The sequence below is a fragment of the Arthrobacter sp. NicSoilC5 genome (assembly GCF_019977395.1).
Taxonomy (GTDB): domain Bacteria; phylum Actinomycetota; class Actinomycetes; order Actinomycetales; family Micrococcaceae; genus Arthrobacter.
This window is the reverse complement of the sequence record NZ_AP024660.1, coordinates 3857811-3873852: the sequence shown is the minus strand read 5'-3', so window position 1 is coordinate 3873852 and position 16042 is coordinate 3857811. Positions and strand designations below refer to the sequence as shown.

Sequence of the window (16042 nt, the reverse complement as noted above, 5' to 3'; positions counted from 1 at the left end):
AGCCCTTAGAACTCGGGGACGGATTCCTGTGCCACTGCCGTGGCCTCGGCGAACTGCGTCTGGTAGAGCTCGGCGTAGCGGCCGCCGGCTGCCAGCAGTTCGGTGTGGGTTCCGCGTTCCACGATCTGGCCGCCCTCCACCACCAGGATGGCGTCCGCCGCGCGGACGGTGGAGAGCCGGTGCGCAATCACGACGGCGGTCCGCCCCTCGAGTGCGGCGCCCAGGGCTGCCTGCACAGCGGCTTCGTTCGTGGAGTCGAGCGCGGCAGTGGCCTCATCGAGGATGACCACCCGAGGCTGGGCAATGAGGAGCCGGGCGATGGTGAGCCGTTGGCGTTCGCCGCCGGAAAGCCGGTAGCCGCGCTCCCCCACCACTGTCTCCAGGCCGTCCGGCAGGGACCTGATCATGGTCTCCAGCCGGGCCTGGCGCAGGACGTCCCACATGTCTTCGTCCGTGGCGTCGGGCCGGGCCAGCCGAAGGTTGGAGGCGATGGTTTCGTGGAACAGGTGGCCGTCCTGGGTGACCATGCCCAGGGTGTCCCGCAGCGAATCGAAGGTGGTGTCCCGGACGTCCAGCCCCGTCCCCGGCGCGGTGCCGCCAAGACGCACGGCGCCCGAGTCGACGTCGTACAGCCGCGACAGCAACTGGGCGATGGTGGACTTGCCGGCGCCGGAGGAGCCCACCAGGGCCACTGTCTGGCCTGGTTCCACCCGGAAGCTGACGCCGTGCAGCACTTCCTCGCCGCCCCGCGTGTCCAGGGTGGAGACCTCCTCCAACGAGGCCAGGGAGACCTTGTCCGCGGAGGGATAGGCGAAGCGGACGTTGTCGAACTCCACGGACACGGGCCCGGCAGGAACGGGCACGGCGTCCGGTTTCTGCTGGATCAGCGGTTTCAGGTCCAGGATCTCAAAGACCCGTTCAAAGCTGACCAGTGCGCTCATGACTTCAACGCGGGCGTTGGACAGTGCAGTGAGCGGAGCGTAGAGCCGTGTCAGGAGCAGCGCCAGGACCACCACATCGCCGGGCGCGAGCTGGCCGCCCAGGGCGAGCCAGCCGCCCAGTCCGTAGACCAGCGCGAGTGCGAGCGCGGAGACCAGGGTCAGGGCCGTGACGAACGTGAACTGCAGCATGGCCATGCGGACGCCGATGTCACGGACGCGGCCAGCGCGGGCCGCGAATTCGCGGGATTCCTCATCCGGGCGGCCGAAGAGTTTCACCAGTGTGGCGCCGGGCGCGGAGAACCGCTCCGTCATCTGGGTGCCCATGGCGGCGTTGTGCGCAGCGGCTTCGCGGCGCAGGTCCGCCAGTTTGGAGCCCATGCGCCGGGCCGGGATCAGGAAGATCGGCAGCAGGACCATGGCGAGCACGGTGACCAGCCAGGACTTGTTGAGCATCACGATCAGGGTCAGGGCCAGCGCCACGGAGTTGCTCACCACACCGGAAAGCGTGCCGGCAAAGGCCGACTGCGCTCCGATGACGTCGTTGTTGAGGCGACTGACCAAGGCTCCCGTCCGGGTGCGGGTGAAGAAGGCAATGGGCATGCGCTGCACGTGGTCGAACACCCGGGTGCGCAGGTCCACGATGACGCCTTCGCCGATGGTCGAGGACAGCCAGCGGGTCAACAGCCCCACCCCCGCTTCGCCCACCGCCACGATGGCGATCAGCACGGCCAGCCAGATCACGGTACCGGCATCTGTCTTGGCGATGATGGCGTCGACCACCTGGCCGGCAAGCACCGGGGTGGCGACGGCAAGGAAGGCCGCTGCGATGGAGGAGAGCACGAAGGCGATGAGCTTGCCCTTGTGGGGAGCGGCGAAGGCCAGCACCCGCTTCAGGGTTTCCTTGGAGAACGGCTTGGAGCCGCTCTTGGCGGTGCTGATGTTGTAGAGCGAGCTCCACGCCACGCGGTCCATGCTCATGGTTATTTCTCCTGGCTTGCAGTGTGGTGGAGCTCCTGGACCGTGCCGTTTTCCAGGTGCCACCGGTAGTCGAGTCGGACGTTTTCGAGCAGCCGGCGGTCGTGGGTGACCAGCAGCAGTGCGCCGTCGTAGCTTTCAAGGGCCTCTTCCAGCTGCTCGATGGCCGGCAGGTCGAGGTGGTTGGTGGGTTCGTCAAGCACCAGCAGGTTCACGCCGCGCGCCTGGAGCAGGGCCAGGGCTGCCCGCGTCCGCTCCCCCGGCGACAGGGAATCCACGGTCCGCGACGTGTGGTCCGCCTTGAGTCCGAACTTGGCCAGGAGGGTACGGACGTCCGCGCTGTTCCAGTCGGCCAGCACGGCCTCGACGGCGTCGCCCAGTGGCTGGGCACCGTCCAGCAGTCCCCGGGCCTGGTCGATTTCGCCGATGGCGACGGTGGCACCCATGGAGGCGTCGCCGTCGTCCGGTGCCTGGGTTCCCAGCAGCAGGCGCAGCAGGGTGGACTTTCCGGCGCCGTTGGGGCCCGTGATCCCGATCCGCTCACCACCGTTGAGCTGGAGGTTTACCGGCCCCAGCGTGAAGTCCCCCTGGCGTGCCACGGCGTTGCGCAACGTGGCGACGACGGCGCTGGAGCGCGGTGCCTGGCCGATGCTGAACTGCAGCTGCCATTCCTTCCGGGGCTCCTCCACCACGTCCAGCCGGGCGATGCGGGATTCCATCTGCCGGACCTTCTGGGCCTGCTTCTCGGAGGACTCGGTGCTGGCGGCGCGCCGGATCTTGTCGTTGTCCGGGTTCTTCTTCATGGCGTTCCGGACGCCCTGCGAACTCCACTCACGCTGGGTCCGTGCCCGGGACACCAGGTCTGCCTTGGTGGCGGCGAACTCGTCGTACTTTTCGCGGGCGTGCCGGCGGGCCACTGCGCGTTCCTCGAGGAAGGCGTCGTAGCCGCCGTCGTACACGGCAACGCTGTTCTGTGCCAGGTCCAGCTCCACCACCCTGGTCACGCAGCGGGCGAGGAATTCACGGTCATGGCTGACCAGCACCACCCCGCCGCGCAACCCTGTCACGAAGCTTTCGAGGGTGGCCAGGCCGGCGAGGTCGAGGTCGTTGGTGGGCTCGTCCAGCAGCACCACATCGAAGCGGCTCAGCAGCAGGGCAGCCAGTGCCACCCGTGCCGCCTGGCCGCCGGAAAGCCCGGTCATCAGCGCGTCCGGGCCGGCGTCCAGCCCCAGCTCCGCAAGCACGGCAGGGATGCGGTCATCCAGGTCTGCGGCGCCGGAGGCCATCCAGCGGTCAAAGGCCCGGGCATACGCATCATCTGCGCCGGGAGCACCCGAACCAAGGCCCTCCGCGCTGGATTCCATCTCAAGGGTGGCTTCTGCGCAGCCGGTCCGGCGGGCGATGTAGGCTGCCACCGTTTCACCTGGAACACGTTCGTGTTCCTGGGGCAGCCAGCCGACGAAGGCATCGGCCGGGGCAAGGCTGACGGAGCCCTCATGGGGCTGGTCGACGCCGGCAAGGAGGCGCAGCAGCGTGGATTTCCCCGCCCCGTTGGCACCCACGACGCCCACCACGTCCCCGGGCGCCACCGTCAGCGAGAGCCCGGAAAAAAGCGTGCGGTGCCCATGGCCACCGGAGACGTCCTTGGCAACAAGGGTTGCAGTCATCGATTCGTCCTTTCGCCGCTGCCCGGACAGCCGTCGACGGCCGGCAGAGGCGGCATAATTGCGGCCGCGGCGCCGCTGGGGCTGCAGGACATAGAAGAACCCGCTGGTCCGGACTTGGGGGGTGTACGGACCAGCGGGCTCGACCATCAACTATAGAGGAAAGTGGCCCTGGGGCAAAATCCGCGGCATGGCGGGCACGAGCCGGCAAGGCAGGCGGGCACGGTAAAATCGTCGTCACCACCCGTTCTGCAGAGAGCACCCCATGACCCTTTCCGCCAAGGCGTTCCAGCGCTGGCTGCAGGGCATCGCACCCGATGCCAGCACTGCCGACGTCTGCCGGGTCTCGGGGATCAAACGGACCACGTTGGCCCAGCAACTGGTCCGTGGCAAGGTCTCGGTGAGTACGGTGGTCAGCATCAGCCGCGCCTACAAAATCAACCCGGTGGCAGCGCTGGCCGGGTTCGATGCCTACAGCGCCCTCGCCGGTCCGCCCCGCCCGCCCACCAGGAACGAGCTGGTGAGCCAGATCTCCAGCGCAGACCTCCTCCGGGCCCTCCTGGCCCGTCCGGCCATGGACGCCGCGCGGGGGGCGGCCGCTCCCGCCCTCAGCGCTGCCCCGCACGCCACCTCCGTAAAGAACTGGGTTGACGCCATTGACGACGGCGAGGTGCGGCACCGTGTTTCGGCCGCCACCGGCGTGGCCCCACAGAATTATTCCGCCCAGCTGACCGCCAACCGCTTGTCCCCCGAGCTTGCCATGGCCACGGCGTTGGCTGCAGGGGTGGGACCAGCCGGCGGGTTGGTGGCCACCGGCCTCATCACGGAGGAGGAGGCCGGCTGGCCCCCGGGAGCCCGGCAGGCGGCGCTGGACAGCCTTTCTGACGGAGAACTAACCGCGCTTGCAGGAGACAGACTCCAGGCACTGGGCAAAGTATTGCGCCGGCAGGAGCAGGACCAGGCGCAGACAGAGAAGATTTGGGAGAACCTGGGATGATCGAGACCCTTCAATGGACCACGCTGGCCGTCTGCGCATTCGTTGCGGCGGCACGCATTCCCAGCACCCTCCGCGGTGAGAACCGCTCCCTCTTCGGCATCTTTGCCATGATGACCCTGGCCATCCTGTTGAGCATCCAGGGCCCGTACCTGGTGATCGACCAGGCGCTGGGGGGTTTCAACCTGGCCAATCTGCTGCTCCGGTTCGTGATCTTCGGTGCCATCTTCTTCATGGGCATCCGCATCTCCAAGGGGTTTGATGCAAAGGACGCCTACCGGTTCATCACCGGGCGGACAGGAATGGCAGTCCTCGCAGTCATATCCGCGGTCGCTGTGACACTGTTCTTCCTGATGGACACCAGTGGTTCCTCCGCAGGTCTTACGGGCGTGGTGGGCACCGATCCCTGGAACTCCGCGCTGCTCGAATATTACGGGGCTGCGGGCAGGGCGTACCCCGCCTATGTTGCGTTGGCCCTGCTTCCAGCCATGGTCCGCGCCGTGTCGAGTCGCCTGCCCGGTTTAGTCCGGGCTGCCGCCGCCCTGCTGGGCCTTGGCGCCGTGGCGACGGGGCTGAGCTTGTCGTTCCCCCTGATCCCGCCGGCCCTCGGCCAAATTGAGTTCATCATCAACTACACCGCGGTGCTGTGCTTCGTCGTTGGACTGGCGCTGATCTGGGCGGCCAAGGTGGTCAACGCGCGTACGGTCCGCAGCCGCAGGACATCTACCGAAACGTAACCTTCGCGGGCTTTCACAAAATCATTAGTGTGTGACACAATCATGAATGTGTGAAGGCGGGGCTGCCAAGCGTTTTCGAACGGGGATAAATTCCAAAACGCGGGAGTCCCGGGGGCCTTTGCACACATTGGGGGGATGAGTGGTGGCGGATCGTTGGGGACCGCCCCCACTCAGCCTGTTTAAGGCCCTTTTCGGCAGCCCGCGGCCTGCACGCCGCGCATCTACGCCCGGGCAAACCTCAGTGTCACCAGCTGGAACGGCCGGAGCCTGAGTACGGCACCCGCGCCGGTGGGCTGGACTCCAGCAGCTTCGGTGGTGCGCTCCAGGAGGTCCGTAGGCACAACGTCCCGCAACGGGAAGTTCGCCGTAATGTTTCCTTGGGAGCGCTGCCCCAGCGACTCATACAGCCGGACCACCACGTCCCCGGATCCGTCCTGCGCCAGTTTCACCGCTTCGATGACCAGGGCAGGATTGCTGACGGAGAACAGCGGCTCCACGCCGGCGCCTCCGCTGACCAGCCGGGGCGCCAGGTTTGTCCGGTACCCTTCCTCGACGGCATCGGCAATGTCAGCACCCGGGCGGATGGTCACGGTCAACTCGTGCCGCCCCCGGTCTGCGTCCGGGTCGGGGAACTTGGGCGCCCGCAGCAGGGACAGGCGCACCGTGGTGGTGGTTCCGCCGTCGGATTCCCTGATGTTCCTGCCCACGTCATGGCCGTAGGTGGAGGAGTTGGACACGGCCACGCCGTAGCCGGGTTCACCCACGTGGATCCAGCGGTGGGCGCAGATTTCGAACTTCGCGGCCTCCCACGAGGTGTTGGTGTGGGTGGGCCGGAAAACGTGGCCGAACTGCGTTTCGGCAGCCGACCTGTCAGCCCGGACGTCGAGGGCAAATCCAAGCTTCAGCAGCTTTTCGCGCTCCTGCCAGTCCACTGACGTGGTGATCTCCAGTGACGGACTGCCGGGGGCAAGCGTGATGCGCTGGGTCAGCGGGGAGGCGCCGGCCACCCGCTCCACCACAACGACGGCGCTGCCGCCTTCGGTGGCAAGCCGGACCGATTCTGCGTGGACCAGCTGCGTAACGTTGCGCCGGTAGAACTCGTCGATATCCCAGGCATCCCACTCATTGGGGGTATCCCGGTGAAGCTCCAGCAGATTGCCGCGCTGGCCCGGAGCGATTGCTTCACGGCCGCTGGCGTGGTCGCAGAGGGAGGAGAGCAGTCCGTCGGCATCCACCACGGCGCGGATGATCCCGTTGTCCAGGATGTAGCCACCTTCATGCGGTGTGGCCTGCACCGGTTCCGGGGCCACCGCCGCTTCAGCCGCCGCCAGCGCGGGAACTCCATCCCGGGCATGCGGTGCGGCGTTCAGCAGGAACCTGCGGTCGCCCGGGCCCAGCATGGCGGCGGCAGCGCGGCCAATCAGCGACTCGAGGGCGGCTTCGATGGCCTGGTAGTTCCGCTCGGCATCCTGGTGTACCCAGGCAATGGAGCTGCCGGGAAGAATGTCATGGAACTGCTGCAGCAGCACCAGCTGCCACAGGCGTTTGAGCTCGGCGCCGGGATACTCGTAGGCACCGGCGGCGCGGACGGCAGCCGTGGCGCACCACAATTCGGCTTCACGCAGCAGGTGCTCGCTGCGCCGGTTGCCCTTCTTGGTGCGCGCCTGGCTCGTGTAGGTGCCGCGGTGCAGCTCCAGGTACATCTCGCCCACCCAGACCGGCAAGGCTGGATAGTCTTCCTCGGCCTGCCGGAAGAAACTTTCCGCGGAGCCGACCCTGACCTTTGGCGATCCCTCCAGGTCCGCCGTGCGTGCAGCGGCGGCAAGCATTTCGCGGGTGGGGCCGCCGCCGCCGTCGCCATACCCGAACGGCACCAGCGACACGGTGCCGCGGCCGTGGTCCCGGTAGTTGCGTTCGGCGTGGGCCAGGTCCCTGCCGCTGAGGTCGGAGTTGTAGGTGTCCACCGGGGGGAAGTGGGTGAAGAGCCGGGTGCCGTCGATCCCCTCCCAGTTGAACGTGTGGTGGGGCATCCTGTTGGTCTGGTTCCAGGAGATCTTCTGCGTGAGGAACCAGCGGCTGCCCGCAGCCTTCACGATCTGGGGCAGGGCCGCGCTGTAGCCGAACGAGTCCGGGAGCCACGCCTCCCTGCATTCAATGCCGAATTCGTCCAGGAAGAAACCCTTGCCCTCCACGAACTGCCGGGCCATGGCTTCGCCGCCGGGCATGTTGGTGTCCGATTCGACCCACATGCCGCCGACCGGGACGAACTGCCCGGCGCGGACTTTTTCCCTGATCCGGCCGAACAGGTCCGGGTACAGCTCCTTGATCCAGGCCAGCTGCTGCGCGGAGGAGCAGGAGAAGACAAAGCCGGGGTCCTCGTCCATCAGGGCCACCACGTTGGAGAACGTCCGGGCGCATTTGCGGATGGTTTCCCGGACCGGCCAGAGCCAGGCGGAGTCGATGTGCGCATGCCCGGTGGCAACCAGTTGGTGCGCGGAGGCATAGGCGGGCCTGGTCAGGACGTCGGTAAGCGCCCGCCGCCCTGCCGCCGCGGTCCCGGCAACATCGTCCGGGTCCATCACGTCCATCATGTGTTCGAGCGCCCGGAGGATCTCGTGGCGGCGCGGGAGCTCCAGCGGAAGCTGCTCCATGAGGCCGGCAAGGGTCCAGATGTCCTGCTGGAGTTCCCACACGGTCTGGTTAAGTTCGGCGATGGCGATGTTTCCCAGCCGGTACTGCGGGGCTTCCCCGGCGGTCGCCCTGTCCCCCAACGGGGTGGCGGCAAACGTCCAGCCCTGGGCCATGTCCGGGTTCGCGGCCGCCTCAACGTAGAAGTCCACGGCCATGCCGCTGCCCAGCAGCTTGAGCGGGATGTACTGGTTGCGGGGTGATATTGCCTTGATGATGCTGCCATCGGAGCGCCAGGCGATGCCCTCGCACTGGAACCCCGGGGCCTCGGTGGTGAACCCCAGGTCCACCACCACCTCCACCGTGGTGTCCGGGCCGCCGCCCCAGGATTCGGGCACTTCCCCCTGCAGCCGCAGCCAGGTAGTACCCCACGGCCTACCCCAGGGGGCACCGTGCTCCTGCGGCTGGAACTCCTGCCGCATCGCCTCGAGCGCGGGGACCGGCTCACCGGGCACTTCCCAACTGCTCAGGGCAAGCGGGACCGTCCTGCTGTAAACGGCAGGGACAATGCGCTCCCGCACAAACCTGGCCAGGCGGACTTCCGTGATCCTGCGGTCGTCATGCAATATAGGTCCTCTTTAAGCTGGAGACTGGATCATCGAGTCCATTCGATGGACAAATCTACCCGCTGACAGCACTGCAACCAACCCCCTGCGCCCAGGCAGCGGGCCGGCCCGGGCGTTGGCGCCGCTACGTCCTTGGGACGGCGGGTTCGGGCCTCAGGATCCGGGAGTCCCCGGCATAGATGTTGAAACTGGTGCCGCGGCTGAATCCCGCCACGGTCAAACCGTTCGCTTCTGCCAGTTCCACGGCGAGGCTGGACGGGGCACTGACGGCGGCCAGGACGGGAATTCCGGCGAGCGAGGCTTTCTGCACCAGCTCGAAGGATGCCCGGCCGGACACTTGGAGGACCGTCCCGGCCAACGGCAGGAGCCCTTCGCGCAGGGCCCAGCCCACCACTTTGTCCACCGCATTGTGCCGCCCCACGTCTTCGCGCAGGCACAGGAGCCGTGGCGCGCCGTCGTCGTCGATCCTGAACAGGCCCGCCGCGTGAACGCCGCCCGTGTCATCGAAGACGCGCTGGGACTCCCGCAGCAGGTCCGGCAGGGAGGCCAGGACCTTGGCGTCCACCGTCAGCGGGTCCGCCTGCGGGCTGTGGTGCGAGGACTTCTGCACGGCTTCGATGGAGTCCGTCCCGCAAATGCCGCAGGAGCTGGACGTATAGACCCTGCGGCCGGTGTCGGGGAGTGGAACGTCCGGCCGCAACTGGGCCTCCACCACGTTGAATGTCTGGACGCCGTTTTCGTCCTCGCCGGCGCAGAACCGCAGCGACACCAGCTGTTCAGGGGTCCAGATAACACCTTCGGACACCAGGAATCCGGCCACCAGGTCAAAATCGTCGCCGGGCGTGCGCATGGTGACCGAGTAGGACAGGCCGCCCAGCCGGATTTCCAGCGGTTCTTCCACGGCGAGGACATCCTCGCGGTGGCGGACCGGGTACTCCAAGGCACCCGGAGAACCATCCAGGAGATATTTGTGCACCTTGCGGCGCTGGGTTACTCGTCCCATGTTCCACCCTGCCTGTTCATTACTCCATCATGGCACCAACAGAGCCTGCCCCGGCCCACGGGACCAACCCAGGACCGGCTTAGCCCAGGAGGGCGCTCCAGTCCACGGGTCCACTGGGTGCCGGCTTGGCCTTGGGCTGGCCGGTCCGGGCAGTGCTCCGCGGTTTGGCTTTGGCCTCCCCGTCACCGCGGCGCGGAATGGGCGGCCCCCAGGGCAGCGCGAAGGCCGGCACCAGTTCGCCCAACTGCACTCCGTGCGGCGGCACCACCAGGACCCCATCGGCAGCAGCCAGCCCGCGCATCATGCCCGGTCCCGTATGCTGCGCCGGAGACGCCATGCCGTACAGCAGCCGGAACGGCATCAGCCTGGTGCGTCCGGGGTCCGGCTCGACCATCGTCCCGCAGGGCACTTCCTCCACGGGCGGCATGGGGTGGTGCCCCAACGCGGCCAGCAGCGGAGCACCCACGGTGGAGAGGGCCATCATGGCCGCCAGCGGATTGCCAGGAAGCCCCAGGACGAAGCGGCCGTCCGGAAGTTCGGCGAGAACCGCGGGGTGTCCCGGACGCATTGCCACGCCGTCGATGATGAGCCGTCCGCCGAGCTCCGCCACAGCCCGCCGCAGGTGGTCCGTTCCGGAGCGCCCGGTACCCCCGGTGGTGATAACGACGTCGGCGGGCAGGTCCGGCGCGCCGGGCACCTCCGGCAGCACGTCCTCAAGCGCCGCCAGCCATTCGTCGTAGGAATCGCCGATCCGCTGCTGTCCGCCGGTGATGCCGCCCAGCATGGCAACGACGTCGGGCAACTGGGGGCCGAACGTGTCGCGCACCTGGCCCGGGGCCGGCGTGCCCTGTTCCACCACCTCTGACCCCGTAAGCACCAGGCGGACCACCGGCTTCCCCTGGACCTGGACCTCGTCGTAACCGGCCAGGGCGGCCAGCGCCAGGTGTGCCGGGTTGAGCTCCACCCCTGCCTTGACCAGGGTGTCCCCTTCCAATGCTTCCTCCCCGGCCTTGCGGATGTGCTCTCCGGCGCGGGGCTCACCCGGGCGCGCCTTGCCGCCGGTCATCAGGATGGGGAGCCCTTCATCGTCCGTGCCGAGGACAGCATTTTCGGTGCGAAGAACTGCCTTGGCGCCGGGCGGGATGAGGCCTCCCGTGGCGATGGGACTGGCCTGGTGCGGTGCCAGCCGCGTTCCGGGCTCCACGGGGATCCACGGGCCGCTGCCGTTGACCGCCCAGCCGTCCATGGCTGAGGACGCGTAGTGGGGCATGTCCTGAAGGGCCACGATGTCCCGGTCAAGCCGGCGGCCCAGGGCTATCCGGAGCGCCACCGGCCCGGGGGGTATGGGGGTTGCTGCATCGAACGCAGCTTGCCGGGCTTCTTGCCAGGTGTGGGCCGCATGATGGTGGGCATCATGCGGCTGTTCAGTTTTGTGCGCCTCTGCATCACTGCCCGGTGGCGCCTCCGGATCGCTGTGGGGTTCTGCTGTCATTCGCCGGGAGTCCCGGCGGCTTCAGCGTCGTAGTCTTCGGCCAGGGAACGGGCAACGGCCAGCGCCGCGTCCATCGATGCTGCGTCCATTGCCCTGCCGGGAGCAGCCGCCAGTCCCGCGGCGAAGCCTGCGATGAAGGTGGTCAGCGGCGCGGCCGGCCTGACAACCGCATGGGCAGCGACGCCGGCCAGCGCCAGCACGGCGTTGACATCCACCTGGACATCTTCAAGCTTGTAGGCCTGGAGAAGCGCCCTGCACCACTCTTCCAGCGTCTCGTCCTGGCTTTTCACGACTTGCCTCCCACGTTAGCTCCGCCCATGAACCGGTCCTGGCCCGCGCGCTGGTTCCCGGCGGAAATCCCCAGCGCGGCAGCATCGTCCCAGGTATCCACATCGGATGTGGACCCGGCGGGGACCGTGACAAGCTGCACGTCCAGACTAGCAAGGAGCGCCCGCACAGATCCGTTGACCAGGGCGTTGCGGGCTGCCAGGTCCGCGCAGGCCTTTGTTAACCCAGCCATGCTGTAAAAACCTGCCAGGGGCTGGGCCCTGCCATCCCCGGAACAAGCCATCACGCCGCCCCCACCGTCCGCCACATCGGTGCGCGTCAGGGCATCCTTCAGCACAGCCACCGCCTGGGAGGCCAGCGGCATGTCGCACGCCAGCACCAGGCAGTAGGGCGCCCCTTCGCCTCCCTTGGCCAGCGCGGCCAGGCCTGCGGCTATTGCGGCAGCAGGCCCGGCGAACCGCGGCTCCTCGCGGCACATCAGCAGGGTGGACGGCCGGGTGGACGGGGCCGGCAGACCCGCGGCCCCGGACTCCCCCGGCAGGGATCCCGCATCACCGACCACCACGGTGCGGCGGGCGCCGGCTGCCGCGGCCACGGCACGCTCGAGGAGGGTCTGGCCCCGGTAGACCAGGGACTGCTTGGGTACCCCGCCCAGCCGGGATGACCGTCCCCCGGCGAGGATCAGGGCGTCGAAAACCAACATGCTCTTTTGCACTCCCCCAGCCTAGCGATCAGCTGGGCTGCCGGGCAGCGCGAGGGCGTCAGGCGGCGCGCTCCGGGAGCAGGAACGGATCCCACGCCGGCGTCGGCTTCTCCAGTTCCTTGATCTGCCAGATCGTTCCGTGCGGCGGCTCGGGCACGAACCGAAGGGTCCAGCCCATTTCCGCGGGAGTGTGGTCGCCCTTGACGTTGTTGCACCGCAGGCAGGCGGCCACAAGGTTCTCCCATGAATCGGCACCGCCCCGGGACTTCGGGTGAACGTGGTCGATTGTGTGCGCCGCCTTGCCGCAGTAGGCACATTTATGTCCGTCGCGCCGGAGCACACCCCTGCGGCTGACTGCCGTCGAGTGGTTGTACCGGGGCCGGATGTAGCGGTTGAGGAGGATCACGGACGGGCGGCCCAGGACGTCGGTGGGCCCTACCACCGGGTCATCCCCTTCGGCCACCACGCTTGCCTTGCCCGTGAGCACAAGCACCAGCGCCCGGCGGAAAGTGATAACCGCCAGCGGTTCATATCCAGCATTCAGAACGAGAGTGCGCATGCACTTACCTCTTCACGGCCGCACCCGTCAGGGGCACGAGGGCCGGCTGCCCTCGGCATGTCCGGGCTATGGATCGACATCACAAGAGTAAACAAAGAAATGCAGAATCAGGTAATCGCCGTCCCGGAGCCGAACCGGGCCCGAAGACGGGAAGGGCAAGGGCTCCACTGGAGAAGCCCATTAAGACGCAAGGGACCCCCGCCTGATGGCGGGGGTCCCTTGCCCAATTCGCGGCCGGCGCTGGATCAGGCAGCCACTGGAATTATTAGTTGACGCGGATGAAGACGGGGCCGGAACCCACGTTCGCGCTGAAGACCACGGTCTGGTTTCCGTTGTAGCCACCGTGGACGGCCATGCCGTTGCCGGCGTACACAGCGATGTGGGCCATGCCCGAGCCGCCGTTGGCGTAGTAGATAAGGTCGCCCGGCTGCGCTTCGGCTGCACTCACGGTGCGGCCCAGGGACAGGTAACCGGCCGGCCAGTCGTGGAAGTGGATGCCCACGGCGGCCAGGGAGTTGGTCACCAGCATGGTGCAGTCCTGCATGACACCGAGCTGTGCGTAGGCTGCGGACAGGATGGCAGCACCCTTGCCGCTGGCCGAAGCCTGGGCTGCAGGGGCGGCCGGAGCGGCAGCCGTGGCAACCTTGGCGGTGACCTTGGGAGCAGCCGGCTGGGCGGCAGGTGCAGCTTCCTGTACCTGAACCTCGGGCTCAGGCTCGGCGACGGGAGCCGGCGTGGTGGTAACGGCAGGCTTCTCGTAGCTGATGGCAATGGTGGAAGCCGCGGAGATCGGGGCGTCGACGACGGATTCAACTTCCATCTGGGACGCGGGAGCGGAATCGCGCTTGACGTTGGTGTCGGCGGCGTTGGCCGCAATGCCGCTGGTCAGGACCAGGCCGGAAGCAGCAGCGATGACAGCAGCCTGGCGGCCCATGCCACCGGCGTTGTCGCTGACAGCTTTGGCAATGACAGAGATCGAGTTGGTTTTGGTGACCTCGGCGCGGTGCCGTGCGGTAGCACGAGTCGTCATCAGTTCTCTCTTTCGTTTTTCCTTCGAACCGCGTGTAGGCAGGCAAAGGGAAGCTGGATGCGCCGGCATCTTGGGGGTACGCCGGCGCATCCCGAACGGGGATGTGGTTTCTAGCGAAAAAGCTTTGGGCAAAGAAATAGCCCTTGGAGCGTGAAGCCCAAGAACTACTTGTTGAGGTGGTAGTACGACGAGGTACCGGTGGCTGCAGGCGAGTGGAGCAGCGTGCCCTGGGAAGGGTTGAGTGCGCTGACCATCATGCCGTTGCCGACGTAGATGCCCACGTGCGCGCCGCCGTTCTGGACCACAAGATCGCCCGGCTGCGGGGTGGAGGTGGGGGTCATGATGTTCCACGCGTTGGTGCGGGGGATGCTGATGCCGGCCTGGGCGTAGACCCACTGGACGAACCCGGAGCAGTCCCAGCCGGTGACGGGGCTGGTGCCGCCCCAGACGTAGGAGTGGCCAATGCCGGTGTAGGCGATTGCTGCAATACCGGAGGTTGCGGCGGAGACAGTCTCGGCAGCCTTGGCGGCAGGGGCAGCATCCTGGCCTGCGGTGGCAGCGGCGTCGCGCACGGCCGGTGCGGTGGACTGGGGACGCACCGCTTCCACCTTTGGAGCTGCGGTGGTCTTGACGGCGGGACGCTCGAAGGAAACCGTGGCCGTGGGGGCGGCGGTGACGGCGAGGGCCGTTTGGGCCGAACCGGACTCGGTGGATGCGGAGACACCGGCGGTGGTGTCAGCTGCGGTGGCGGGCAGGCCCATGCTCAGGATAAGGCCCGATGCGGCTGCCACAACGGCAGCCTGGCGGCCTACGGTCCCGGCATTTGCACTGACGGCCTTGGACACGGCGTCCAGGGGGTTGGTGCGAACCGTTTGCGCACGGTGGCGCGCAGAATGATGGCGTGAAGACACGAAGGTAGCCTCTCCCAATGCCTGCGAGGTGAGCTGTCGGATTCGGATGGGAGTCACCCGGCCACTCTGCTTCCTGGGAAGCTCATGACTTAACCCCAAGGCCTTCAGGAAATGAAGGCCAAAATTGGTTCCCCCGCCCCTGCCAGACGATGAAATGCGAACGGACCTTGAGCGGTGGCAGAGTTAGGCAATCCACTCAAGAGCGTCAACTTCGGAAAAGTTGACGCGAGTTAGACGGTACAGCAGTTTTGTTTCAATGTCACATTCAGGTCACGGCAGGTCACTGCGATCTGAGAGTGCACACTCATTCGGTTACAGCCAGCCCATGGGATCGACCACTTCGCCGTTGACCTGGACCTCAAAGTGCAGGTGGCAGCCGGTGGAGGCGCCCGTGGTGCCGCTGAGCGCCACGACCTCGCCGCGGGAGACGGTCTGTCCGACCTTGACGTTGAACGACGACAGGTGGTTGTAGGTGGTCTCCAGCCCATTGCCGTGATCGATGACCACCCGGTTCCCACCGCCGTACTGGTGCCAGCCTGCGAAGGTCACGGTGCCGGTTGCGGCCGCCAGGACGGACGTTCCGCACTGCGCCACGAAGTCCTGGCCGCGGTGGAAGTCTCCGGAGCCGCCGGTGATGGGGCTCACCCGGTAGCCAAAGGGCGACGCGGTGGTGAGGGATGCCAGCGGTGCGGCCAGGGTGCCGGCCGAGGCGGCCCGCGTGACGGAGCCGGCGGACTGGGCGCTCAGGAGCTGCTTCAGCTTCCCGTCGGGGTCGGCCTGGGTCACCACTGCCGAGCGGCTGAAGTCGATCTGGGCGCCGATATCAGCGGAAATCTGGGGCTGCGGACTGACGGCGGAAGCTGCCAGTGGCGCGTTGCCGGCGGCATCGGTGGCCATGACGGGGCTGGTGGCGGGCACCGTGACCGTCAGCACCAGACCGGTGGCGGCCAGGGCGATTCCGGCTTTCTGGCCGATGCCGCTGGCGGCGGCAAACTCCGTCACCTGCCGGAACGGACCCCGGCGGCGGCGCGCGTCACGATGCAGATCGCGGGGGCGCTCCGCTGCGACATCTTCGACAACCCGCGGTGCCGAAGGGGGGCCTGCCGCGCGGCGGCGGCCCCGGGAGGTCTGCATGGTCAAGAAGGGTTCCTCTCTGGAAAAGCCTGCGGAGTTAGCTGTCGGATTCGGGTCAGAGAGATCAAAGACCCGGCCCGTCATGGGCAAGCTTCTGCACAGGGGTATTCCCGGAAGAATCCTTCACTGGAGAGGCTTGCTGCTGACGGACTTCACCCCAAGGCAGTCCCCCGCTGCCAATTGTGGTTCCCCCGCCTCTGCCAGTAACGACTCATGCACCCGATCCGCTGGCAGAGCTCGGCTCCGGATCGGGTAACGCTTAAGTATCAACGATTGGTTCCACTATAGGGCCTTAAGACCCTAGGTAACAATTCCGTTATCTTTGCGTGGAAGCGCTTCGCTGGGGTATGAGGCGCG

Annotated in this window: 13 protein-coding genes and 2 riboswitches; of the genes, 2 read left to right on the top strand and 11 right to left on the bottom strand. The window is 67.3% G+C overall.

Annotated elements, in window-relative coordinates; genetic code table 11:
* Nucleotides 1–5: 5 nt before the first annotated feature.
* Complete coding sequence (locus LDO22_RS18115) at nt 6–1919, bottom strand: ABC transporter ATP-binding protein (protein WP_159632843.1); 1914 nt, start codon at nt 1917–1919, stop codon at nt 6–8.
* Between the two features lie 2 nt (nt 1920–1921).
* Nucleotides 1922–3583, bottom strand: coding sequence for an ABC-F family ATP-binding cassette domain-containing protein (locus tag LDO22_RS18110; protein WP_224025076.1), 1662 nt, complete (start codon nt 3581–3583; stop codon nt 1922–1924).
* A gap of 262 nt (nt 3584–3845) precedes the next feature.
* Here LDO22_RS18110 and LDO22_RS18105 point away from each other — a divergent pair, with 262 nt between their 5' ends.
* Complete coding sequence (locus LDO22_RS18105) at nt 3846–4577, top strand: hypothetical protein (protein ID WP_159632845.1); 732 nt, start codon at nt 3846–3848, stop codon at nt 4575–4577.
* On the top strand, nt 4574–5311 hold the full coding sequence (locus tag LDO22_RS18100) for a hypothetical protein (RefSeq protein ID WP_224025074.1): 738 nt from the start codon (nt 4574–4576) through the stop codon (nt 5309–5311). Before LDO22_RS18105 ends, LDO22_RS18100 begins: the two co-directional genes overlap by 4 nt.
* A 221-nt stretch (nt 5312–5532) precedes the next feature.
* On the opposite strand, the gene LDO22_RS18095 is transcribed toward LDO22_RS18100, so the two are convergent.
* The 9 genes from LDO22_RS18095 to LDO22_RS18055 form a co-directional block, all read right to left on the bottom strand.
* Entirely contained in the window at nt 5533–8565 is a 3033-nt protein-coding gene (locus LDO22_RS18095) for a glycoside hydrolase family 38 C-terminal domain-containing protein (RefSeq protein ID WP_224025072.1), read from the bottom strand.
* 124 nt (nt 8566–8689) lie between these two features.
* On the bottom strand, nt 8690–9568 hold the full coding sequence (gene fdhD, locus LDO22_RS18090) for a formate dehydrogenase accessory sulfurtransferase FdhD (protein WP_224025070.1): 879 nt from the start codon (nt 9566–9568) through the stop codon (nt 8690–8692).
* A 79-nt stretch (nt 9569–9647) separates the two neighbouring features.
* Nucleotides 9648–11060, bottom strand: a complete 1413-nt coding sequence (locus LDO22_RS18085) for a molybdopterin molybdotransferase MoeA (protein ID WP_224025068.1) — start codon at nt 11058–11060, stop codon at nt 9648–9650.
* Nucleotides 11057–11350 carry a DUF6457 domain-containing protein gene (locus tag LDO22_RS18080; RefSeq protein ID WP_224025066.1) on the bottom strand — a complete coding sequence of 98 codons (294 nt, stop codon included), beginning with the start codon at nt 11348–11350 and terminating at the stop codon, nt 11057–11059. Before LDO22_RS18080 ends, LDO22_RS18085 begins: the two co-directional genes overlap by 4 nt.
* Complete coding sequence (locus LDO22_RS18075) at nt 11347–12063, bottom strand: NTP transferase domain-containing protein (protein ID WP_346347074.1); 717 nt, start codon at nt 12061–12063, stop codon at nt 11347–11349. Before LDO22_RS18075 ends, LDO22_RS18080 begins: the two co-directional genes overlap by 4 nt.
* Nucleotides 12064–12109: 46 nt before the next feature.
* Nucleotides 12110–12610 carry an HNH endonuclease gene (locus tag LDO22_RS18070; RefSeq protein ID WP_056331149.1) on the bottom strand — a complete coding sequence of 167 codons (501 nt, stop codon included), beginning with the start codon at nt 12608–12610 and terminating at the stop codon, nt 12110–12112.
* Between the two features lie 265 nt (nt 12611–12875).
* Nucleotides 12876–13640 carry an NlpC/P60 family protein gene (locus LDO22_RS18065; protein WP_224025063.1) on the bottom strand — a complete coding sequence of 255 codons (765 nt, stop codon included), beginning with the start codon at nt 13638–13640 and terminating at the stop codon, nt 12876–12878.
* 164 nt (nt 13641–13804) lie between these two features.
* Nucleotides 13805–14485, bottom strand: a complete 681-nt coding sequence (locus tag LDO22_RS18060; RefSeq protein ID WP_159635756.1) for a C40 family peptidase — start codon at nt 14483–14485, stop codon at nt 13805–13807.
* 70 nt (nt 14486–14555) lie between these two features.
* Nucleotides 14556–14751, bottom strand: a riboswitch (cyclic di-AMP (ydaO/yuaA leader).
* 112 nt (nt 14752–14863) lie between these two features.
* On the bottom strand, nt 14864–15685 hold the full coding sequence (locus tag LDO22_RS18055; protein WP_224027277.1) for a M23 family metallopeptidase: 822 nt from the start codon (nt 15683–15685) through the stop codon (nt 14864–14866).
* Nucleotides 15686–15695: 10 nt separating this feature from the next.
* A riboswitch (cyclic di-AMP (ydaO/yuaA leader) is annotated at nt 15696–15938 on the bottom strand.
* Nucleotides 15939–16042 lie beyond the last annotated feature (104 nt).

Excerpts from the sequence above, each read along its gene's own strand:
- LDO22_RS18115 (WP_159632843.1), bottom strand. The coding sequence starts at position 1,919 with ATGAGCATGGACCGCGTGGCGTGGAGCTCGCTCTACAACATCAGCACC.
- LDO22_RS18110 (WP_224025076.1), bottom strand. The coding sequence starts at position 3,583 with ATGACTGCAACCCTTGTTGCCAAGGACGTCTCCGGTGGCCATGGGCAC.
- LDO22_RS18105 (WP_159632845.1), top strand. The coding sequence starts at position 3,846 with ATGACCCTTTCCGCCAAGGCGTTCCAGCGCTGGCTGCAGGGCATCGCA.
- LDO22_RS18100 (WP_224025074.1), top strand. The coding sequence starts at position 4,574 with ATGATCGAGACCCTTCAATGGACCACGCTGGCCGTCTGCGCATTCGTT.
- fdhD (WP_224025070.1), bottom strand. The coding sequence starts at position 9,568 with ATGGGACGAGTAACCCAGCGCCGCAAGGTGCACAAATATCTCCTGGAT.
- LDO22_RS18085 (WP_224025068.1), bottom strand. The coding sequence starts at position 11,060 with ATGACAGCAGAACCCCACAGCGATCCGGAGGCGCCACCGGGCAGTGAT.
- LDO22_RS18070 (WP_056331149.1), bottom strand. The coding sequence starts at position 12,610 with ATGCGCACTCTCGTTCTGAATGCTGGATATGAACCGCTGGCGGTTATC.
- LDO22_RS18065 (WP_224025063.1), bottom strand. The coding sequence starts at position 13,640 with ATGACGACTCGTGCTACCGCACGGCACCGCGCCGAGGTCACCAAAACC.
- LDO22_RS18055 (WP_224027277.1), bottom strand. The coding sequence starts at position 15,685 with ATGCAGACCTCCCGGGGCCGCCGCCGCGCGGCAGGCCCCCCTTCGGCA.